Source organism: Vibrio sp. M250220 (genome assembly GCF_036533795.1).
Lineage (GTDB): Bacteria > Pseudomonadota > Gammaproteobacteria > Enterobacterales > Vibrionaceae > Vibrio.
Genome location: NZ_JATABI010000023.1, coordinates 1 through 22,865, shown reverse-complemented (window position 1 = coordinate 22,865; position 22,865 = coordinate 1). Strand labels below are relative to the sequence as shown.

18 protein-coding genes are annotated in these 22,865 nt (G+C 45.9%); 5 read left to right on the top strand and 13 right to left on the bottom strand.

Features of this window, described 5'->3' with window-relative positions:
• Positions 1–124: 124 nt before the first annotated feature.
• On the top strand, positions 125–2,899 hold the full coding sequence (locus QTN94_RS09925; RefSeq protein WP_331427553.1) for an insulinase family protein: 2,775 nt from the start codon (positions 125–127) through the stop codon (positions 2,897–2,899).
• On the opposite strand, the gene QTN94_RS09920 is transcribed toward QTN94_RS09925, so the two are convergent.
• The gene (locus QTN94_RS09920; protein WP_331427569.1) at positions 2,891–3,490 is read right to left on the bottom strand and encodes a VOC family protein; all 600 of its coding nucleotides are present in this window, start codon (positions 3,488–3,490) and stop codon (positions 2,891–2,893) included. The genes QTN94_RS09925 and QTN94_RS09920 overlap by 9 nt on opposite strands.
• A gap of 245 nt (positions 3,491–3,735) precedes the next feature.
• On the opposite strand from QTN94_RS09920, the gene argS reads away from it, so the two are divergent.
• Both argS and QTN94_RS09910 read left to right on the top strand, forming a co-directional pair.
• Positions 3,736–5,469 carry an arginine--tRNA ligase gene (gene argS / locus QTN94_RS09915; protein WP_331427552.1) on the top strand — a complete coding sequence of 578 codons (1,734 nt, stop codon included), beginning with the start codon at positions 3,736–3,738 and terminating at the stop codon, positions 5,467–5,469.
• Between the two features lie 146 nt (positions 5,470–5,615).
• Positions 5,616–6,044, top strand: coding sequence for an HIT family protein (locus QTN94_RS09910; protein ID WP_331416398.1), 429 nt, complete (start codon positions 5,616–5,618; stop codon positions 6,042–6,044).
• A gap of 70 nt (positions 6,045–6,114) precedes the next feature.
• Here QTN94_RS09910 and QTN94_RS09905 read toward each other — a convergent pair whose 3' ends face one another.
• The 5 genes from QTN94_RS09905 to znuA all read right to left on the bottom strand — a co-directional run bounded on the left by QTN94_RS09905 (position 6,115) and on the right by znuA (position 13,745).
• Positions 6,115–6,345, bottom strand: a complete 231-nt coding sequence (locus QTN94_RS09905; protein ID WP_331427551.1) for a FeoC-like transcriptional regulator — start codon at positions 6,343–6,345, stop codon at positions 6,115–6,117.
• Positions 6,342–8,618, bottom strand: coding sequence for a Fe(2+) transporter permease subunit FeoB (gene feoB, locus QTN94_RS09900; protein WP_331427568.1), 2,277 nt, complete (start codon positions 8,616–8,618; stop codon positions 6,342–6,344). Before feoB ends, QTN94_RS09905 begins: the two co-directional genes overlap by 4 nt.
• Positions 8,618–8,845, bottom strand: a complete 228-nt coding sequence (locus QTN94_RS09895; protein ID WP_138973777.1) for a FeoA family protein — start codon at positions 8,843–8,845, stop codon at positions 8,618–8,620. The genes feoB and QTN94_RS09895 overlap by 1 nt, the downstream gene beginning before the upstream one ends.
• Before the next feature lie 513 nt (positions 8,846–9,358).
• The gene (locus tag QTN94_RS09890; RefSeq protein WP_331427550.1) at positions 9,359–12,661 is read right to left on the bottom strand and encodes a helix-turn-helix domain-containing protein; all 3,303 of its coding nucleotides are present in this window, start codon (positions 12,659–12,661) and stop codon (positions 9,359–9,361) included.
• 205 nt (positions 12,662–12,866) lie between these two features.
• A complete protein-coding gene (gene znuA, locus QTN94_RS09885; RefSeq protein WP_331427549.1) occupies positions 12,867–13,745 on the bottom strand; it encodes a zinc ABC transporter substrate-binding protein ZnuA in 879 nt (292 codons plus the stop codon).
• A gap of 81 nt (positions 13,746–13,826) precedes the next feature.
• Between znuA and znuC the strand changes: the two genes are divergently transcribed.
• Positions 13,827–14,612 carry a zinc ABC transporter ATP-binding protein ZnuC gene (gene znuC / locus QTN94_RS09880; protein ID WP_331427548.1) on the top strand — a complete coding sequence of 262 codons (786 nt, stop codon included), beginning with the start codon at positions 13,827–13,829 and terminating at the stop codon, positions 14,610–14,612.
• Positions 14,605–15,390: a zinc ABC transporter permease subunit ZnuB gene (znuB, locus tag QTN94_RS09875; RefSeq protein ID WP_138973774.1), complete on the top strand. Its 786-nt coding sequence runs from the start codon at positions 14,605–14,607 to the stop codon at positions 15,388–15,390. The genes znuC and znuB overlap by 8 nt, the downstream gene beginning before the upstream one ends.
• Before the next feature lie 127 nt (positions 15,391–15,517).
• Here znuB and purF read toward each other — a convergent pair whose 3' ends face one another.
• The 7 genes from purF to QTN94_RS09840 all read right to left on the bottom strand — a co-directional run.
• Entirely contained in the window at positions 15,518–17,032 is a 1,515-nt protein-coding gene (gene purF, locus QTN94_RS09870; RefSeq protein ID WP_331416403.1) for an amidophosphoribosyltransferase, read from the bottom strand.
• Positions 17,033–17,067: 35 nt separating this feature from the next.
• A complete protein-coding gene (locus QTN94_RS09865; protein ID WP_138973772.1) occupies positions 17,068–17,559 on the bottom strand; it encodes a CvpA family protein in 492 nt (163 codons plus the stop codon).
• A gap of 63 nt (positions 17,560–17,622) precedes the next feature.
• Complete coding sequence (locus tag QTN94_RS09860; protein WP_331427547.1) at positions 17,623–18,162, bottom strand: SPOR domain-containing protein; 540 nt, start codon at positions 18,160–18,162, stop codon at positions 17,623–17,625.
• The gene (gene folC, locus QTN94_RS09855) at positions 18,163–19,428 is read right to left on the bottom strand and encodes a bifunctional tetrahydrofolate synthase/dihydrofolate synthase (RefSeq protein ID WP_331427546.1); all 1,266 of its coding nucleotides are present in this window, start codon (positions 19,426–19,428) and stop codon (positions 18,163–18,165) included. It lies immediately after the preceding gene.
• A gap of 44 nt (positions 19,429–19,472) precedes the next feature.
• Positions 19,473–20,399: an acetyl-CoA carboxylase, carboxyltransferase subunit beta gene (accD, locus tag QTN94_RS09850; RefSeq protein WP_138973769.1), complete on the bottom strand. Its 927-nt coding sequence runs from the start codon at positions 20,397–20,399 to the stop codon at positions 19,473–19,475.
• Between the two features lie 175 nt (positions 20,400–20,574).
• Positions 20,575–21,369, bottom strand: a complete 795-nt coding sequence (gene truA, locus QTN94_RS09845; RefSeq protein ID WP_331427545.1) for a tRNA pseudouridine(38-40) synthase TruA — start codon at positions 21,367–21,369, stop codon at positions 20,575–20,577.
• 97 nt (positions 21,370–21,466) lie between these two features.
• A partial coding sequence (locus QTN94_RS09840) for a FimV/HubP family polar landmark protein (protein ID WP_331427544.1) occupies positions 21,467–22,865 on the bottom strand: 1,399 nt, incomplete at its 5' end.

The window sequence follows — 22,865 nt, the reverse complement described above, 5'->3', positions numbered from 1 at the left end:
TCATTCTATTTCTATCACTCATTTTGCTCATATTTCTCAAACAGATAGTTTGCAGTCAGCGGTATCCGAGTCATAATTACCCTATCGCTCATAGTAGCATCGCTTAATTTCCGGAGAATGTATCGTGCACATTAGTCCAAATGATACCAATCAATACCGTTACTTAACTCTGACTAATGGCATTCGAGTATTATTGATCCACGATAACTGTGCGCAGAAATCCGCAGCGGCATTAGCAGTCAATGTTGGTCACTTCGACGACCCCGTCGAACGAGAAGGGTTGGCGCATTATCTCGAACACATGCTATTTCTCGGCACAGAAAAATACCCGAAAGTTGGCGAATTCCAAAGTTATATTAACCAGCATGGCGGCAGCAACAATGCTTGGACGGGAACGGAACATACGTGTTTCTTTTTTGACGTTTCACCCAATGCCTTTGCAACCAGTCTCGATAGGTTCAGTCAATTTTTTACCGCCCCGCTATTTAATCCGGAAGCCTTGGACAAAGAGCGCCAAGCCGTTGAATCAGAGTACAAACTCAAGTTAAATGACGATTCTCGCCGTCTTTATCAAGTTCAAAAGGAGTTGGTCAATCCCGAGCATCCCTTTAGTAAATTTTCGGTGGGTAACCTCGAAACTCTGGGGGATAGAGAGGGCAAATCAATTCGAGATGAGATCGTCGCTTTTCATTTCGAGCAGTATTCAGCCGATTTGATGACGCTAGCCATCACGGGGCCTCAAGGTCTCGACCAACTCGAATCTTGGTGTATTGAAAAATTCACAGCCATTCCGAATCATAAACTCGTCAATAAAGAGATTACCGCTCCTTATTGCCAAGAGGATTCGACGGGCATCTTGGTTCACATTGAACCGATAAAAGAGATACGCAAACTCATACTGACGTTCCCAATGCCAAGCATGGATCAGTATTACCAATCTAAACCCCTCTCCTATTTCGCCCATTTATTGGGTTACGAAGGCAGTGGTAGCCTAATGATGGCTCTCAAAGAGCAAGGTTGGATTACCTCTTTATCAGCCGGTGGCGGTACCAGTGGTAGTAACTATCGCGAGTTTTCAGTGAGTTGTGCGTTAACGCCAAAAGGACTCGATCATACCGACGACATTATCCAAGCGGTATTCAGTTACCTTGCACTGATTAAGGAACATGGGATGGCAGAGTGGCGCTACCTTGAGAAACAGGCCGTTCTTGAGTCCGCCTTCCGTTTCCAAGAACCGACTCGACCGCTCGATTTAGTCAGCCATTTAGTGATAAACATGCAGCACTATCGTGAGCAGGATGTGATCTATGGTGACTTCATGATGAATCACTATGATCCTGAGCTTCTGACCTCACTGTTTGACTATTTTACGCCTGAGAATTTACGAGCGACTCTCGTCGCAAAGGGTTATGACTACCCAAATAGAGCAAAATGGTATTTTACGCCCTACGGTGTTACGCCACTCTCAGCCGAACAAAAAGCGTTTTTCAGAGAAAACAGCAGCCTAAGCTTTGCTCTACCGGATAAAAACCCATTTATTTGCTTTGATTTAGATCCGAAGCCGTTAGAGACACCGCACGAAACGCCACAGGTGCTGGAAGAGCTACCCGGGTTCAAACTCTGGCACCTGCAAGACACGGAATTTCGTGTGCCTAAAGGGGTCATCTACATTGCGATAGACAGCCCTCATGCGGTCGCCAATCCACGTAACATTGTTAAAACGCGCCTTTGCGTCGAGATGTTCCTCGATAGCCTAGCAACCAACACATACCAAGCTGAGATCGCGGGTATGGGCTACAACATGTATGCCCATCAAGGTGGCGTAACACTCACCATTTCTGGTTTTAGTCAAAAGCAGCCTGAATTGATGAGATTGATCCTCAGTCGCTTCGCTCAACGGGACTTTAGCGAAACTCGCTTTGACAACATAAAACAACAGCTTTTAAGAAACTGGTTAAATTCGGCTCAAGATCGCCCTATATCGCAACTATTCAATGCATTAACTGGCATTTTGCAGCCAAACAATCCCCCCTATGCTGTTCTGGTAGAAGCGTTGGAAACCATCAATGTCGATGAACTGTCTAGTTTCGTTGATTCGATTCTGGCTGAGCTGCATGTTGAAATGTTTGTCTATGGGGATTGGACCAAGGCAGACGCTTTGTCCCTCGGTACGACGTTAAAAGATGCTTTGAGAGTCCAAAATCAGCAGTATGAAGAAGCGCTGAGACCATTGGTCATGTTAGGCAAGAATGGCTCATTCCAACGAGAAGTGTTTTGTGACCAAGAGGATTCAGCCACCGTTCTTTACTACCAATGCGACGACACCAGCCCTCGCAGCATTGCACTTTATTCACTTGCAAATCACTTGATGTCTGCGACCTTCTTCCATGAAATTCGCACGAAGCAGCAGCTAGGATATATGGTTGGGACGGGCAACCTGCCACTTAATCGCCATCCAGGTATCGCGCTATATGTGCAATCACCCAATGCAGCGCCTGCGGAACTGATTCGTTCCATTGATGAGTTCCTCAATGCATTTTACATGGTGTTGTTAGAACTCAATGAATATCAATGGCATAGCAGCAAGCGAGGCTTATGGAACCAGATAGCTATGCCTGACACAACACTGCGCGGTCGCGCTCAGCGACTATGGGTAGCGATTGGCAATAAAGATATTGAATTCAATCAAAGAGACTTAGTCCTTGATGAGTTGAAGAGACTAACCAGAACAGACATGATTCGGTTCGTGGTCAATGAACTCAAACCAAGAACCGCAAATAGGCTCATAATGCACACACAAGGTAATGCGCATCATGAGTCCGAGAAGCTAGACTTAGGCCTAGAGATTGGTTCGATCGAAGAGTTTCAACTCAGGCCTAAAGATGTCGAGTTAGGCTGATTGTTCAGACTCAACAATGCTCTTTAATGAATGCGGGTGTAACTTGATGCACACCCCTTGATATTTGAATGCTACTGTTGGGTTATTTAAGCGCTCCCCCTCGCCTTTCGGGCTTGAGAGTTTCACTTTCACGCCCTTATCTGCAAGGCTGTCCCAAGCAAGACTTAGTTGAGGAAATTGTTGCTGAATATCGGCTAAGTACTCTTCCGCTGTCGTTGCTTGTGACGGAATCACAAACTCTACATGTTCCCAGCTCTGCTCAGGATACGTCTTACCCTCAGCAGGATATGGCAGTTCCAAACACTCAATCGTCCAATCTAAACCTTTCACAGGTGTATCAAACTGAATCACGATGATCGGACGACCATTAATCTCAGCTTCAGAGATAACTTTTCCCTCTTTTTGCCACTCTTGATGTGCTAATTCGGCTAACTCGCGGTCGTTAATACGTAACGCGATATGATCCGCTTGGAAAGGCGCAAGATTTATATGCAAGATATCGCTTAAACTCTGAATTTTATGCATAAATTTTTCGAGGTTCAGTTTCATCTGCGCAGGCATTAATTGCGCGTTTTTCAGCTGCTGTGACATTTTTGGGTATCCAATGCGTTGATTTTCCCCCAATACTAACAAGATCGTCAGGAAAAGTAGAAAATTTCCCAGTTCACTCCCTATAAGCGCAGCAATAAAGTTGGTATTATGTGCGCCAAATTTATGAACTAGATCGAGATATGCATTCATTCCACTCAGTGGATATTATCCAGTGATTGTGCGTTAAACATCCGGATAACTAAGAATGCATAGCCAACCAATTCCCAGAATTGAAGGAAGCGCGTGTGAATATCCAAGCACTTATTAATGACAAAGTATCTCAGGCTCTTGAAGCCGCTGGCGCACCTGCAGGAAGTCCTGCGGCTGTTCGCCAATCTGCAAAACCTCAGTTTGGTGATTACCAAGCAAACGGCGTAATGGGCGTTGCAAAAAAACTTGGTACTAACCCACGCGAGTTTGCACAGAAAGTATTGGATGTTCTGGATCTTGAAGGTATCGCGAGCAAGACTGAAATCGCTGGTCCTGGTTTTATTAACATTTTCCTAAGCGAAGATTTTCTGGCTAAGCAAGCTGACGCAGCACTAGCGGATAGCCGTCTTGGTGTTGCTGCTGAAGCGCAACAGACTATTGTTGCCGACTACTCTGCGCCTAACGTTGCTAAAGAGATGCACGTTGGCCACCTACGTTCAACCATCATCGGTGATGCTGTTGTTCGTACACTAGAATTCCTAGGTCACAAAGTTATTCGCGCTAACCATATCGGTGACTGGGGTACTCAGTTCGGTATGCTTATCGCTAACCTTGAGCGTGTTCAGAAAGACGCGGGCGAAGTGTCAATGGAACTTGCTGACCTAGAAGCGTTCTACCGTGAATCTAAGAAACTGTACGATGAAGACGAAGAGTTCGCAGTTAAGGCTCGTAACTACGTAGTTAAACTACAAAGTGGTGATGAATTCTGCGGCGAAATGTGGAAGAAACTGGTTGATATCACAATGATTCAGAACCAGCGTAACTACGACCGCCTAAACGTATCACTGACTCGTGATGACGTAATGGGTGAAAGTATGTACAACGACATGCTTCCTGGCATCGTTGCAGACCTAAAAGAAAAAGGTTTGGCTGTCGAAGATGACGGCGCACAAGTTGTATTCCTAGAAGAGTACAAAAACAAAGATGGCGACCCAATGGGCGTTATCATCCAAAAACGCGATGGCGGCTTCCTATATACCACTACCGACATTGCATGTGCTAAATACCGCTACGAAGAGCTTGGTGCGGACCGCGTGCTTTACTTCATCGACTCTCGTCAGCATCAACACCTAATGCAAGCTTGGACGATCGTTCGCAAAGCCGGTTACGTACCTGAAGAGGTCACTCTAGAGCACCACGCGTTTGGCATGATGCTGGGTAAAGATGGTAAGCCATTTAAGACTCGTGCCGGTGGTACTGTTCGCCTTGCTGACCTCCTTGATGAAGCAGAAGAGCGTGCAGCGAACCTGATTGAATCGAAAAACCCTGACCTAGCAGAAGAAGAGAAGCAAAAAATTTCTACGACTGTTGCAATGGCGGCTGTTAAGTATGCAGACCTTTCTAAGCACCGTACTACAGACTACGTGTTTGACTGGGACAACATGCTAGCGTTTGAAGGCAACACTGCGCCTTACATGCAATATGCTTACACTCGTGTATCTTCGATCTTCGCTAAAGCAGGCATCTCTATGGATGACCTAGGCGGCGAAATCAAAGTCACCGACGAGAAAGAGAAAGCCCTGATCGCGAAACTCCTTCAGTTTGATGAAGCGGTGCAGTCAGTTGCTCGAGAAGGTCAACCACATATCATGTGTAGCTACCTGTTCGAACTAGCGGGTCAGTTCTCTAGTTTCTACGAGGCATGTCCAATTCTTAACACTGAAGACGAATCTGTTAAACAGAGCCGTCTGAAGCTAGCCGCATTAACGGCTAAGACAATTAAGCAAGGTCTATCGCTACTAGGTATCGAAACTCTAGAACGTATGTAAGAGTTTCGAGTTTCGAGTTTCGAGTTTCGAGTTTCGAGTTTCGAGTTTCGAGTTTCGAATAAATTTGAAAGGTTGACGTGAAAGCGTCAACCTTTTGTTTTATCTGACGTATACTGATGTCGTTAACACAATATCGGACAATAACAATGAGCTTCGAACTTCATCCTCAACTGGCAAAGGACACCACAGTCATTGGTCACTTTCCTCTGTGTGTGGCACTTTTACATCGCGACAATGCCGTACCTTGGGTTATTTTGGTGCCTAAACGCGCCCATCTCAAAGAACTGCATCACCTCCCGATGCAAGAACAACAGCAGTTTCTATTAGAATCTCAAGCCGTTAGCCAAGCTTTGGAGGCAACGTTTCAGCCGGATAAACTCAACTTGGGTGCATTGGGAAACATAGTACCTCAACTGCATATCCATCATATCGCCCGTTTTAAAGAGGATGTTGCTTGGCCTGGCCCGCTTTGGGGGAACACTTCTGGTCAGTTTCGCAGCGAAGAAGAGCAAGCAGATCTGCAAACACGCATCGGCAATGTATTATCACTAAGTAGCTTGTTCCAGCGCGGTTAAACGTTCAAATCGTTTCGAATACAAAAAAACCGTTCGCTATGAACGGTTTTTTATTGTCACTCAGTATCGTCTACATGGTCACAGTCAAAGCGAGCGCATTAGGATCCACTTTCGTATACCTAACCCTCATAACATGCTTCGCCGCGTTAGTATCAACAAGGCGAGAAATCACCCCTTTACGAATCCAAACAGATAGCATGGCGTCAACACCATCTTTACTTAATCCGAACTTTTTTGCCAGTTCGTGTTGGGAGACACTGCCCTGCTGATCAATAAACTGCTTTAACTCTGCCAGTATCATGCAATTTGCACCTCTAACTGTTGTACTTGCTTCTTACCCACAACTTTTAGCGCTCGGTAGGTAACAAAGCCAGCCAAAATAATCGCTGAGATCCATGCTGCGCTCATGACCGGATGATCGCTAAAGTGTGTCACTTGGTAATAAAGAGCAGCGCTACCATAAGCAAGTCCCATGGTCCAAACAGCAATAAAACGAGCATACTTCACCCCAAACTCACGAACGTATGCGCCCATGGCAGCAACACATGGAGTGTAAAGCAGGATAAAGATAAGATAAGCAAACGCTGCATTACCGGACACAAAGTGTCCTTTTAAGTTACCAAAGATAGACACATCCACCTCTTGTTCTTCTGCAACTGCATTGCTGTCAGACAAATCGCCAACTTCAATACCTAATGGGTCTGAGAAGCTCAGTCCAGCAAGATTTTCGGGAATCGACATCACGGCTTCCTCAAGGCTAGCCATCAAGTCGTATTCACCCGCTTCTTCATTGCTTGGCGCATATAGGCTGTTCAGCGTACCGACCACGGCCTCTTTTGCAAAAATGCCAGTAATGATACCAACGGTTGCAGGCCAGTTGTCTTGTTCGATGCCAATTGGCGCAAAGACTGGCGTGACTACTTTTGATACGGTAGATAGCAGCGAATTTTCACTGTCTTGGTTGCCGAAGCTTCCATCCGTACCAACTGAGTTTAGGAAGCTTAGAATTGTGACAACAACCACGATGGTTTTCCCCGCCCCCATAACGAAACGCTTCAACTTCTGCCACGTTTTAATCACCACATTACGTATTGTTGGCAATTCGTAATCAGGCATTTCCATCACCAAGCTGTCACTCGAACCTGGGTAGAGGGTGTTTTTAAGCACAAGTCCGGTAATAACTGCCGCGACAATACCTAATAGATATAGTGAAAACACCACGTTTTGACCGCTTTCAGGGAAGAATGCCGCGGCAAAAAGTGCATATACGGGCAGACGAGCACCACATGACATAAACGGCGCCATTGATGCCGCTAGCTTACGCTCACGTTCCTGATCGAGGGTACGGGTTGCCATAATAGACGGTACATTACAGCCGAAGCCAAGCACCAAAGGCACAAATGCCTTACCCGGCAAACCTATTTTTTGCATCACTTTATCAAGTACGAATGCTGCTCGAGACATGTAGCCCGAGCTCTCTAGCACAGCGAGGAACAGATAGAGACAGGCGATGACTGGGACAAAGGTCGCTACGGTTTGCACACCGCCACCTACGCCGTCAGCAATCAACGTCACTAACCAAACCGGCAAGTGATCATCAAGCAAGTAATGCCCACCATCAACCAGTAGTGCGCCAACGCCAATATCAAAGAAATCAATGAAAGCACTACCAATGTTGATCGAGAACATGAACATTAAGTACATAACAACAAAGAAGAAAGGAACGCCGATCCATTTATTCAAAATAACCTTGTCGACTCGCTCAGTGAAGCTATGACTTAATTTACCTTCACTACGGCGCACCTTCTGGCATTGCTGATGAAGAAACGTATATTTTACGTCCGCCACCAACAAGTCGATATCCAGCTCAGCTTTGCGCTGCTCTGCAACTATGGTCTCGCGGCTAAGTTGTGGTAATGAGTTGAGCACCAACAGATCGTTTTCAAGCGCTCGAATGGCCAACGCTCGAGCAGAGACTTCTGTTTGGTCTGCAAACATCGGCTCTAGACTCGCAATGGACGCTTCAAATGCTTCGCCGTAGTTAAGACGAAGTTCGTCAAGGGCGACGCCCTGAATGAGCGCTTTATGGAGACGTTCTTTGAGAGACTGAACTTGTGATTTATTGTTGGCAGAAATCGCAAACACCGGACAACCGAGCACTTTTTCTAGCGCTTTCAAATCTATCGTTTGTCGTTCACGCTTTAACGCATCCATTTTATTTAGCACAACAATCATCGGGCGACCCAACTCGCGCAGCTGCAATGTCATATACAGACTACGTTCGAGGCTAGTCGCATCAACGACGTTAATAATCAGGTCGGCTGGGTGGGTTAGAACCGCGCGAGACGCAATTGACTCATCAATACTGTTGCCATCATTACCACTATCAAGCGCATATATACCTGGCAAGTCCGTGAGAAGAAAATCGTCGCTAGAATGGGAATACTTACCTGTTTTTTTCTCAACAGTTACACCCGCCCAGTTTCCCACTTGCTGCTTGGCACCAGTCAATCCATTAAACAGGGTGGTTTTTCCGCTATTTGGGTTACCGACCGTTAGGATTTTATACTCCATCATTCCACCTCCACTGCGATTGCGTCTGCAATCTTGGTGCGTACCGCTAGAGAGACACCACGGACTTCAACTTGCAGTGGGTCACCCATTGGCGCCTTACGTATTAAGGTAATCTCTGTCTTAGGAAGTAACCCCATAACCATCAGCTTTTTTCTTACGTCGTTGGAAAGCTCAGAAAAACCTTTGATGGTTGCTTTTTGCCCTTGTTGTAATTGTGAGAGTTTCATAAACAGGCCGTCTATATATAAATGAGAAATATTTTTATTACCGATCTCAATACTATCTCTCATACATGTAACAGATCTTGTCTGAAATCAATGTTTTCAAGTATAGCGATGTTCAAAACGTCAAAAAAACTAACGTTAATTTCGTCAAAACTCACCATTTCCTACACCGCCACGACTTAAGTCATTCTTCCCACACATACCGAACGGCATATAAAACATTGATAAACAATAATTTAACAAAGCTGTCGTTTTTATCATGGAAGATGGCGTTAATTTTATAAGTAAAATAAGTCGGAGTGGATATAGTTACTCATGTCGAGGGGCCATCCCAAAGACAACATTGAATTCCAGAGGTGACGCATAAAGCGTCACTCCGGCAGCAAGCGAAGGTGTCATTGACACCCGTGGTATAGTCCCCCGGCTATGCCACGATATTTTTTTTCTTCGGCTTCTTCTAGCCCGCATTCCACCACTACCAGCTACTCGTACTTTCACCAATGTTAATCTGATGGTTTAAAAGCGTTCTTGCTCTTCAATAAACTGAGTTGGAGACATGCCAAATCGATGTTTAAATCTTTGGCTAAAGTAAGAAGGGTCATTAAAACCACATTCAAAAGCGACATCAGATACCTTTTCACCAGCAAGTAAGCGACGGCATGCATTGTCCAATCGAACTTCGGTCAGATATTCTGTAAACGTTTTTTCTAAAGTGGATTTAAAGCGTCTCTGTAGGCTACGTTCGGATAAGAACAGCATTTTAGCTGCGGATGAAGTGCTGAAATCAGGATCAGCATAGTGGGTACTCACGAGGAGAATGACCTTTTCAAACCAAGGATCGTTATCCTGAAATTCGATATCATCGTCAGTAACGATTGAGTTTTCTGCGAAGGCTTCACTGGCGTTCCACGTCATTTCAAGCAGATTACGCTCCTCAGAAGAGTGGATAACCAACTTACCGCCACTCTTTTCGACCAGAGAGTGAATATTCTGCATCATTGTTGAAGTGGTATTACTGCCCTCTATCGCTTTGCCTTGGTCTAGCATAGAAAATGCCACCTGACCTTTCCTCAACATTAACTGAATCATCACTGTTTGGTTTCGGTAGCAACGCTGAACAATACCATCGAACAACAAGTTAAAGATTTCATCAAGATTAAACGTATCGACGCTAACGTACAGATCTGTATCCGCCTCAATCTGAACGGTAACTCCCGCCTTTAGCAACTCGTCTTGCCAGCCGCGCAGCACCGATTCAACGATAAGTGTCAGGTTATAAACTGGAAGCGCTTGTCCATTAGTCGAGCGCACATTGACCAGCAGTTCTAATTCTCTATTCAAGAAAGCAAGCAATCGAGGATCGCTGTTGTCATTTTTTGCCTGTGCTTCGAGTCTATCTTTTAACGTACTCACGGATTGAGTAAAAATCAGTTTTCTTACCTGCAACTGCTTACGTAGCTGTTGGTTGTTACTGAGCAAGATACGACTTTGATGGCGCATTTGATTGGTTTTGAGTGCGACCTGAGCTTTTAGTGCTCGGTTTGCTTTTGACATCACTCTTGAACGCCAATACGCAGTTGATGCCAACAATAAAATGCCGAGCACTATATAGCCTACGATGGCATACACGCTCAAAAACCATGGTGGTTCCACCGTAAACTGGTAGCGGGCACTGCGACTTTGTAATGTGCCGTTATGCAATGCCCTTACCTCCAACTGATAGCTTCCGGGCATCATATGTTCCATGGTTAAGGTACTGCCATCGAGCATCTGCCAATCTGAATCATCATTGAGACGATATTCAAGCGTTACATCATTGGCTCTCGGCATCACACCAAATTGAAAAAACACCGACTCACTGTAACTCAACTGGAGCGGATCACTTTCCGTATTCGCCAACGAATAGAGTTTTTGATTGCGCTTGATTTGACTAAATACCACCTGAATTTCCGGCAGCTTGCTGGCGATAAGCTGGTTGGTGTCCACTTTGACCAAACTGGTTCGTGAGCCAAGCAGAAGTACACGCTCACTATCCGTGCTGTAGCTACAAAATCCAGGAAGGAACTCATTGCTGATCAAGCCAAACGGCTCACCGTAATGCTGTATTAAGCTGCCATTGTTCGCGTATTTTGATAGCCCGCCCGATGAAGTGAGCCAAATACCTTGCTCGGTTTTTAACAAACACTTGGGAGTTACATGACCATCAACCATTGTAATTGGCTGAACTTGCTCTTTATATAAGTTCAAGCGATACAGGCCATATCGACCTGCGACCCATAATTGATTATCCTCGACTTGCTCAACATCAATGACCTCGCCATAGGGAATACTTTCCCCAACAAAACGAACCTGACCATCTTTTAGAAGGTAGATGCCATGCTCAGTACCTAGGCTCAGATAACCTTGAGATGTCTCATAAATGTGTGTGAGCTGAGCAGGCAGAAACTTTTCGATCATCCACTCAGAACCAAACTGGATCAATTGCTCACTAGCGGTGTTATAGCTCCACAACTGGTTGCTGCTTGCTCCCCAAACGGTATTGTCTCGACCCATTTCGATGAAGCGAACACTCGTTTGTTTTAGGAACGGAGGTAAGTTGTCAACAATGACCTCTCCACTTCCTGCATCGATACAAACAATGCCTTTATCCGTCGCAAGCCATAAGACGCCATTTCTCTCTTCGAGATCATAGACAACGCCTTGATATAGTAGGTCGCGTGTCCCTGCGCTAGAAAGCTCAACACGATAGACGTTCTTATTGGTTAACATCCAGTAACCATCACGACTCTTACTGCGCAGGAGCTTGGTTACCTTTTCTTTGCTGTCACTGAACGATAGATATTGGTGTGGGTAACGCTCAAAATTGTCCGAAAATTGGGAGAAATAACGGACTCCCCTATCAGTCGCAATCCAAATACCACCAGCATTGTCATTAAGAAGAGAATAAATTTTTTCCCCCGCTAACCCATTTCCTGCCCACACTCCCTGCTCAAAACGACGAATTTCACCTGTTACAAAGTCATAGACAAACAGCCCATTTTTGGTACCTATCCAGTACTCTTGCGCCGTCTCTGCGATACTTAATACGTGATTCCCTGCAATCCGCTGGATCGGCTGCTGGGGCTGATCAGGATCAAAAATCAAAATGCCGTCTAGCGAGCCGATCACCAGCTCATCGCGTACTTCTGAATAGTGCAGCTTCTCTACGTAATAGCTAGCAGAGCTTGATATGTGTTCGTAAACGTCTCCATTCGACAAGTAAACCCCCGCATTGGTCGCAATCACCCAACGAGACTTAATAAACGCCGCATCATTAATCGTGATCTTCGCTGACTGGTTGTATTGGTACAACTGCATCAACGAAAAGGTTTGAAACTCACCGCTATCAACATGGTAGGTGTAAAAGTGGCTCTCATCAGCTAACCAGATGTAGCGTTTTGTGGCACCAATTCGAAGTATTTCGGTTCCTGGGGTTAAGCTGAATACCAGCTCTTTTTCTCGATTGGGTACGGTGCGATAGATTTCATTCTGAAAAAATGTCCAGAAGGCATTGTCAACGAAAGCGACCTGCTCGGTATCCTCGTCAAGTGCTGAGCCCATCTCAGGGGTAATCGCCTGACCATCAAAAAATAAGATTTGATTGCGCACATCTTGCAGCCATATCCCTCCGCCTTGAGCTGTGAATAGCTGTTTCGCCGCAAACACTTTTCCCTGAGTCTGCATAGGCAACGGATAGAAAACCGTGGGAGAGAAATTGGATGCTAGCGAAACTCCCGAAAACAGCAGTAGTAGCAACAGTATCGACGAGAGTTTATTCAATTGGCTTATCCCTAGCAGCAAGAATCAATAGGCTAACATTGGACGTTCAGCACAAGGCATGAACTTTGATTTATTTTGTGCCAATAATTATCGGAAATTTATCAAGATTAACAAGCGCGTATGGCAAAAAACTCGTGACTTTTCCAATCAGTTCACAGATGCCAATCAAGCCAAAGAGAATCGCTCTCTTTGGCTTTCGATAAAGTTAACGCTGCAAGCAGTGGCTGAAGCTATCCGCCAAGTTCTGTTTTAAGATAAAGTAGCCACCAGAAACGGCTTGAACATCGCTGCCAATGGGATCAAGGACACCTACTTTTGCATTGCTGCCTCTGGTCACAGACTCTACCACTGCGGGTGTGAACTGAGGTTCAGAAAATACACATTTCGCCTGCTCACTGGCTAATGCTTTACGAATTGAGATCAACGTTTTGGCACCCGGTTTGCGATCAGGGCTGACCGTAAAAAACCCCAACTGATTGAGAGCAAAATCTTGTTCAAAGTAACCATAGGCATCGTGGAAAACAAAATACCCATCCTGTTTGATAGGAGTAAGTTGCTTTTCGATCGCTTGCTGCTGAGCAGCCAGTTTGTCTTCAAATACTTTTAGATTATCAGCGTAGACTTGAGCGTTAGCAGCATCCATCCCTGCTAACATATCCGCAATAGCCTTTGCAACTTGCATCGTGGGTTTATAACCCAGCCAAAAATGGGGGTCATGACTGCCGTGGTCGTGACCATCATGATCATGATGATCACCTTGATATTCTCTCAGTTCTAGACCTTCAATTTTGCTCAGTGTGAGGACATTGCTCTGCCCTTCTACCACCTTACTCAGAAAGGGTTCTAGATCTTTTCCGAACCAAATAATCACATCAGCATTGCGAATGCGCTTCACGTCTGACGGACGCAGAGCATAGTCGTGTGGTGAAGTATTAGACGCCAAGATAACCTCTGGAGATGAGGTATTTTGCATGATTTCAATGGCAATCAGTTGAATGGGTTTAATACTAGTTAACACTTGTGTTGCGTTAGCCACAGAGTGGCTTGCAAACCAAAGTGTACAGGCGATTAGAAAACGTTTCATAGCTAGCGAGATTACAGACTGGTTTAAAGGAATGACAAATGTTACATTATAACAATAAACAATTGCAAATGAGTTCCATTCATGCCGACATTGGTCGAACTTACTGATATCTGCGTTCAATTCGAAGACCGAACCGTCCTCGACAAGGTAAGTCTACGCCTCAACAGAGGCGAAATTACTACACTTATCGGACCTAATGGCGCGGGAAAGTCGACACTGGTAAAAGTCTTACTCGGACTACAGCGCCGATATAGCGGTACTTTATCCAAAGCCAAGGGAATCAAAATTGGCTACGTACCACAAAAACTTAAACTCAATGACACCCTACCACTTACCGTAGAACGTTTTCTGCGTTTGGCTGGCAAGTACAGCCGACAAGAGCTCAATGATGCCCTTAAATTAGTCGGCACTGAGCATTTGGCGAAGAGTAATATGCATTCGTTGTCTGGCGGAGAGAATCAACGCGTCTTGCTTGCGCGAGCATTGCTACAAAGACCTGATTTGTTGGTTCTCGACGAACCAGCCCAAGGTGTTGATGTTCAGGGTCAGATCGATTTGTATGATTTGATCGATACTATTCGCCACCGCTTTAACTGTGCCGTGTTTATGGTCTCCCATGACCTGCACCTAGTCATGGCAAAAACCGATGATGTTATCTGTTTACATCATCATATTTGCTGTTCTGGCGCACCCGCAGACATCGCTCAGCACCCAAGCTATATTGCGCTGTTTGGACATACCCAGCAACAATCTCTTGCGTTCTATCACCATCAGCATGACCACCATCATCATGACTTAGCAGGTCAACCCGTAGCCGGTGAAGGCGCTCAATGTTCCCATCATACACACGGCCATCATCATGATTGAGTTTTTGCTACCTTCCATACTTGCAGGCTTAGGGATCGCAGCGATCGCAGGCCCGCTAGGTTCATTTGTTGTTTGGCGTCGCATGGCTTATTTCGGTGACACGCTCGCTCACGCCTCGTTGATGGGGCTTGCCTTGGGCTTTTTACTGGACGTCAATCTCTACTTAGCCTTAACGGTTTGCTGCCTTGCCTTGGCAATCCTGTTGGTAACACTTCAGCGTCAGCAGCAAGTCGCTACTGACACTTTGCTGGGCATTCTCGCCCACAGTTCGTTATCACTTGGTCTGGTTGCTGTAAGTTTCTTGGATAACGTCCGAATTGATTTAATGAGCTATCTCTTTGGTGATCTGTTAGCGGTAACAGCGCAAGACCTCGCATATATTTATCTCGGCGTTATCGTCGTTGCTACTGTATTGGGCTTTTTCTGGCGCTCGTTGCTCTCAACCACCGTCAATGAGGACCTTGCCGCTGTCGAGGGACACAACGTCGATCTAATGCGTTTGATTCTGATGTTAATGGTCGGTTTAGTGATCGCAATTGGTATGAAGTTTGTTGGCGCCCTGATCATGACTTCACTGTTGATCATCCCAGCGGCGACGGCTCGTCGATTTGCCAAAGCACCAGAACAGATGGCCTTGTTCGCATCACTGATTGGCTCTATTGCTGTTTTACTTGGTCTAACTCTATCATGGCACTACGACACTCCAGCAGGCCCTTCTGTCGTGATCAGCGCTACCGCGATGTTTATGTTAAGCCAACTAATGCGTGTGAGAAGTTAAACGCTTGAAGAATTCAATAAATAAGGGTTGGCGCTTGGCGCCAACCCTTATTTATTTGGAGTAAAGAACGAGAAAACTTGAGTTGCTTACGCAACATTCAAGCTCTCCCATAGGGCGTAGCGCCCTCTTAAGCGCCTTCGTTATGCAGTTCTAGGTTCGCTAAATCTAGCTGAATCTCACGCTGAGTCTTTGCATCATCACCACGCAGTGATTCAAGGAAATCAAGGTAGTTCTGATCGATATCACCCGTCACGTATTCACCATTGAATACTGACGTTTCAAACTTAGCGATGTCGCTGTTACCCATACCAACTGCTGCGACAAGATCCTCCAGTGTTTGGAAAATCAGTTCATCAGCACCAATCTGTTTACAGATTGAATCGTTGTCACGACCATGCGCGATGAGTTCGCTTGCACTCGGCATATCGATGCCGTAAACATTCGGGAAACGGATTTCTGGTGCCGCTGAAACCATAAAGACTTTCTTCGCACCGGAATCACGCGCCATCTCGATAATCTGCTCTGATGTGGTACCACGTACGATAGAGTCATCAACCAGCAATACATTCTTATCTTTAAATTCTGAGCGGATTGCGTTGAGCTTACGACGCACAGATTTCTTACGCTGCTGTTGACCAGGCATGATAAAGGTACGGCCGACGTAACGGTTCTTCACAAAGCCTTGGCGGTAAGGAATGTCGATCGCTTGTGCGATTTGCAGCGCGATATCACAAGAAGTTTCTGGGATAGGGATAACCACATCAATATCCAGATGGCTGTATTCATCGCGGATACGCTCACCCAATTTCTTACCCATTTCAACGCGCGCGCTATATACCGAGATTTTATCGATAAACGAATCTGGTCGAGCAAAGTAAACAAATTCAAAAATACATGGGTTAAGGACTGGGTTGTCAGCACATTGCTTAGTATGAAGTTGACCATCGAAAGTAACATAGATTGCTTCACCCGGTGCGATATCGCGGATGAAGTCAAACCCAACCGCATCCAACGCCACTGACTCAGAGGCAACCATGTATTCTGTACTACCACCGATTTCACGTTTTCCAAGGCATAGAGGGCGAATGCCGTTTGGATCACGAAATGCCACCATACCATGACCGATAATCATTGCTGTTACCGCGTACGCACCACGAATAGCTCGGTGCACATTGGTCACTGCACGGAACACGTCTTCCGCTGCAACATTTCCTTTTACGGTATCAATCTCGTGTGCAAGCACGTTGAGCAACACTTCTGAGTCGGAAGTCGTGTTCACATGACGACGATCTTTCTCAAACAATTTCTCACGTATTTCTGCTGCATTGGTCAAGTTACCATTGTGTGCCAGAGTGATACCAAATGGCGAGTTCACGTAGAAAGGCTGTGCTTCTGACGCGCTCGAACTACCCGCCGTTGGATAACGAACATGGCCAATACCCACGCTACCTTGCAGTCTTTGCATATGTTTGGCTTCAAACACATCCTTAACTAAACCGTTCGCCTTACGCAGACGAAAACGATTGCTTTCTATGGTACAAATACCCGCGGCATCTTGGCCACGGTGCTGCAATACCGTCAATGCATCATAGATAGACTGGTTTACAGGCGTAGTGCCCACGATTCCAACAATACCACACATGTCTTAACCCTCGATTTTCGACAATGGCTGGCGCGTTATACCGCGCCAGATAAGAAACTAGACGTTGCTTGCAAGTGTTCAAAGAAAGGGGCAATGACGCGGCTAAATTCCGGCACCAATTGAGATCCTTTCCACCACTCAGAGTCTGGAAACGATGTAAACGCATCCATAAAAAATAGTGCTGCTGACACAATCAGAACGCCACGTAGACCGCCAAAAACGACACCTAACACTCTGTCTGTACCCGACAACCCTGTTTTCTGTACTAGCTGGGCAATCACATAGTTAACGATTGCACCAACCACAAGCGTAGCAATAAACAAGGCTGCAATTGCGGCTCCATTTCGAATCATCTCATCTTGAATATTGGTGAAGTACACCGCCAACTTGGCGTAATACTGACTGGCGATAAAAAAAGCGCCAAACCAAATAACCAATGAGAGTGCTTCTTTAGCGAAACCACGCACTAAACTGATCAAAGCCGACAGGCCGACCACACCTAAAATGACAATATCTAACGGATTCATTCTGTACTTACATCTTAAGTTCGCGCGCATTTTAACAGAAAAAACGCTGACGCAAACGTTTTCTTATGGGTTTAGCGGTTTAAATTTGAGCAATTGACCTTTTGAACCGGTAATTTTTTCCAGTTCTAGGATCTGACGCTCCAATTTACTCTTAGACACATCTGGGCCGATAATAATTCGTGTAAAACCATTTTCCGGCTTAGTATGCGCTTGGTAGCCTCGCTTCTGTAGGTCCTTAACCAAGTTGTTCGCATTGTCGGCATTTTTGAGCGCCATAAGCTGAACAATCCATGCAGTATCTTGATACTCATTGCGCTCAGGTATTTCTTTCACGGCAACGGGTAACGGCTTATCTTCAGCGACACCATCAGAGCCCGTTTCGACGACCTCGACAGGGGTTTGAGGAAGGCTTTGCGAATCATCAACAGGATCAAGGACTTCGAAGCTTTCAAGCTCACTATCCAACTCGGGCTTGAGAGGAATACTCGCTATCTCTTCCTTGTAATGGGTTTTCTTGCCGTCTAGTACATCCGGCAAAACGATGACACCAACAGCTACTAAGATGATGGTACCGACTAGACGATTTTGAAACTTGCTTGCCATTTATTCTCCTTTGTTCTGCCAATGCTCGAGGACTTCTCCAACCGTATGGAAAGAGCCCACAACTAGGATGACATCTTGCGCCTTTGCTTTTGTCAGTGCAGATTCAAATGCTGCAACTGGCGCATCAAAATAGGCAATCCCCTTTGGTAGGTACTGGCATAGCTCCTGCGCCGAAGCAGCACGAGGCCCCGTCAGTGACGCAGGGTACCAATAAGAGGCAACCGGCATCAACGCTTCTAGAGTCGCTTTAATATCCTTATCATGCAGCATCGCTACCACAGTGTGAATCGTCTTATTCTGATATTGCTCTGCAACACGAGAAACGAGATATTGTGCCGAATGCGGATTATGCGCTACATCAAGCAGTATGGTTGGCTCATCACTTAGAATTTGCATTCGACCAGGCAATTGAGCGTTTTGCAGACCATTGACGATGTTTACATCACTCAGCTCAAGGTTTGCTGTTGCAAGTGCCATTAGTGCTGTAGCGGCGTTTTGTAGTGGTAAACCCGGTACTGGTAGATCATCTAACTGATAAGAGCCATGTACCCAGCGCCATGTGTTTAGATCCGTCACCTGGTAGTCGTACTGAATCCCAACCTGATACAGCTCAGCGCCGATATCATCTGCATGCGCTGCAACGGTTGCAGGTGCTTTTGGTTGCCCACAGATAGCGGGCTTTCCGCTGCGATAGATGCCTGCTTTTTCGTAACCGATAACATTGATGTCGTCACCCAGCCAATCTACATGGTCAATGGCCAAGCTGGTGATAATCGATACATCATGATCAACCACGTTGGTGGCGTCTAAACGCCCGCCTAGCCCAACTTCAAGTAACACAATATCGACTTTCTCAGTTTGGAACAGACGCAAAGCTGCAAGCGTCCCATACTCAAATAGGCTTAAGCTCACTTCACCACGCTGCTTCTCGATGAAATCAAATGCTTGAGCATGTTTTTCATCGGATAGATCCTGACCATTGATACGAACGCGTTCGTTGTAACGAATAAGATGTGGAGAGCTATACACGCCAACAGAATAACCCGCATCTAATAGAATCGCTTCCATCAATGCGCAGGTTGATCCCTTGCCGTTAGTTCCGGCAACCGTAATCACGGTCGGTACAGGTTTGGTAAGATTTGCTGCTTTGGCAACAGTTTGGACACGGTCCAGACCGAGGTCGATCGCAGAGGTATGAATGTTTGATAAATAATCAAGCCACATCGATAGTGGAGATGTGGCTTGAGGAATTTGGCTTAGACTCATCTAACTTTAACCAATAAATTGTGGTTGCTTGTTAGTGAGTTACTTTACCCTTTTTCGTCCGCTTCTGGTACAGAATAAGCAGCTTCATTTGGTGAATCGTTAACAGAAACCACCAATGGTGATGGTTTATTGTTCATCTTCGCCATTAAGCCACCGATACGCTGACGCATTTCGCGGCGATCAACGATCATATCAATTGCACCATGATCAAGCAGGAACTCACTACGCTGGAAACCTTCTGGTAGGTCTTCACGTACCGTTTGCTCGATAACTCGACGGCCAGCAAAACCGATCAATGCTTTTGGCTCACCAATATTGATATCACCAAGCATCGCTAAACTTGCCGAAACACCACCCATAGTTGGGTCAGTCATTACCGATACAAATGGAAGACCTTTCGCTGACAGACGCTCTAGCGCAGCACTGGTTTTCGCCATTTGCATTAGAGACATTAATGCCTCTTGCATGCGCGCGCCGCCACTGGCAGAAAAACAAACTAAACCACAGTTGTTCTCCATTGCCGCTTCAGCTGCACGAACAAAACGAGCACCAACCACTGAACCCATTGAACCGCCCATGAATGAGAAGTCAAATGCACAAGCTACGATAGGCTGACCTAATAGTTCGCCTTTCATTACAACCAGCGCGTCTTTCTCACCGCTGCTCTTCTGAGCTGCTGAAATGCGGTCTTTATACTTTTTCGAGTCTTTGAACTTCAGTTTATCTTGCGGCTCAAGTTCGTCAGCAATCTCTACACGATTATTTTCGTCTAGGAATGTTTCAAGGCGACGACGTGCTCTCATACGCATGTGATGATCACATTTCGGACATACTTCTAGGTTACGCTCTAGTTCAGCGTGGTAAAGCACCTGCTCACATGAAGTACATTTGGTCCAAACCCCTTCAGGAATAGACGCTTTACGTGAACTAACAATGTTGCTTTTTTCTAAAATCTTTTCAAGCCAACTCATGGAAGACCTTTTCTCTCTACTCCTGCGCTCAATGCGAAGGATACAAATTCTGAATTTACGCGTGAGGATTAAAGCATATTAAATGCCAAGTGTAGACAAAAAACTGGTTGTACCTATTTCCTGACTCAATTTCTCACACACTAAAGACCTGATTCATTCGACAATTTATCACGAATTAGTTCAGATTATCAGGCAAAAATAGTGGCCCAATCGGCACTCTTGGTAATTCAAACCCATCAGGGTAATCAACGTCAACGAGGTACAGACCTTCCGCTTTCGCCGTCGCTCCCGCCAACTTGCGATCCTTGGCTGCAAGCAACCACTCGATCCACTGCGGCTCCTGCTCTCCTCGACCAACACAAATCAAACTTCCAGTGATATTGCGCACCATATGATGAACAAATGCGTTCGCTTTGATGTCAATAACAACATACTGACCATGACGCGACACATTAATGTGCATCATGTTTCGCCATGGGCTGCGAGATTGGCAATGTGTCGCTCTAAAGGAGGTAAAGTCGTTTTCGCCTAACAGATACTGTGCGGCTTGATGCATCTTCTTTTCATCAAGCTCACCGTGATAGTGGCTCACACCCGAAGACAATATACCCGGACGCAGTGCGCTGTTGAAAATGATATAGCGGTAGCGGCGTGCTGTAGCGGAAAAACGGGCATGAAACTCGTCCGGTACCTCTTTAGCCCAACGTACTGCGATATCATCGGGTAAGTTAGCGTTGGCTCCCATTGTCCAAGCCACCATTTTACGTGTTGCGGTTGTATCAAAATGGACAACTTGACCTGTCCCATGAACACCTGCATCGGTCCGTCCTGCACACTGGACTTCAATTGGATGGTTAGCAACGATACTTAATGCGTGTTCTAACTTCTCTTGAACACTATTCACTTCTCTTTGGCGCTGCCAGCCATAGTATTGAGTACCATTGTATTCGATGCCTAAAGCAATTCTCATCGGGATGTTCTCACAGGATTGATTGACCTAAGAATGGGGCGGGAAGTATATACCAAAAAATAAGGGGGCTAAACTGCCCCCTTAGTCATTTCACCAATTAGCGATTGTTTATCGCATCAATCAAACTCTTCGCTTCACGTCGAATTTCATCACTGCCGTCAACTATTGCTTCTTCAAGCAATTTAATTGCGCCCTGTGAATCACTCATTTCGATGTAGATTTTGGCTAAATCTAGTTTACCCGCGGCCTCGGAGTTCGCATCGACATCAGTGTGATCGCCGATATCACCAATAACATCAGGAAAATCATGTAGACCAACATCAAGTTTGAGTTCGTCATCGATCTCTTGCTGCTCTTCTGACTCGACTTCCGCCATCAATTCGTCGATGGTGCGGAATGTATGCTCCTGAGGATTAAACTCGTCAAGGTCTGGTTGATCTTCCCAATCCTCGTCCAGTGCCTGCTCAAGGGTATTGTCGACAGACCAGATATCTTTTTCATCATCAGGGATTTCGTCCGAAATCGTAGCCTGCTGCTCTGGAGAAAGACTAAAACCATTCCAGTCTTCACCAATTTCAAGCATCGCGTCGATATCCATGCCTGCACTGTCAGAAGTCACCGCATCAATCGGCTTGTCAAATGAGAATCCACCGTGTGGCTGATCATCTTCCGCCAGCAGCTCATCAAAGGCTTTTTCATCAAACTGCTGATGTGCCATATCCTGTGCATCAACACGCGCAGCGCTTTCTGCTGGTATTTCTTCGAGATCTGGCAGTTCAACGGGTTCAAGTGCAAAGTCATCATGCTGCTCTGAGAGATCTTCAGCCGATGAATCCAGATCCGCTAACGCCTCTTCTTCACCATACTCAGGCAAATCAAGTGCATCAAACTCAATCGCTTGCTCGCCAACAGGCTCTTCAAATGGCGGTTCAGTCACTGGCGCTTCCGATACATTCAGTGCAGCAAGCGCTTCTTCCTCACCAAACTGAGGTAAATCGAAATCATCCAGATCAATGTTTTCATCATCTACTTGCGGAGCTTGATGAACACTTTCCGATTCGAGTTCAACATCAGCAATGGCTTCTTCTTCACCGAATTCTGGTCGCTCAAGGGAATCAATCTCTTGCTCTTCAGCAGGCTGTTGAAGTTGTTCTTCGCTTGCCAGACCGTCCGATTCACTCATCTCAGCTAACGCTTCTTCCTCGCCAAATTCTGGCAATTCAAAGTCGTCCAGTTCGATGTTTTCATCATCCACTTGTGGTGATTGATAAAGCTTCTCTGATGCAAGTTCTGAGTCCGCTAATGCCTCTTCCTCACCAAACTCTGGCAAGTCTAGGTCATCCAACTCGAACGTTTCATCTTCTGCTTGTGGCTCTGCAAGCTCTTGTGCAGGTTCAAGCTCTGCATCCGCTAATGCGTCTTCTTCACTGTATTCCGGCAGCTCAAGCTCATCGAACGCCATGGCTGGCTCTTCCAGCGACGGCTCTTCAACAGAC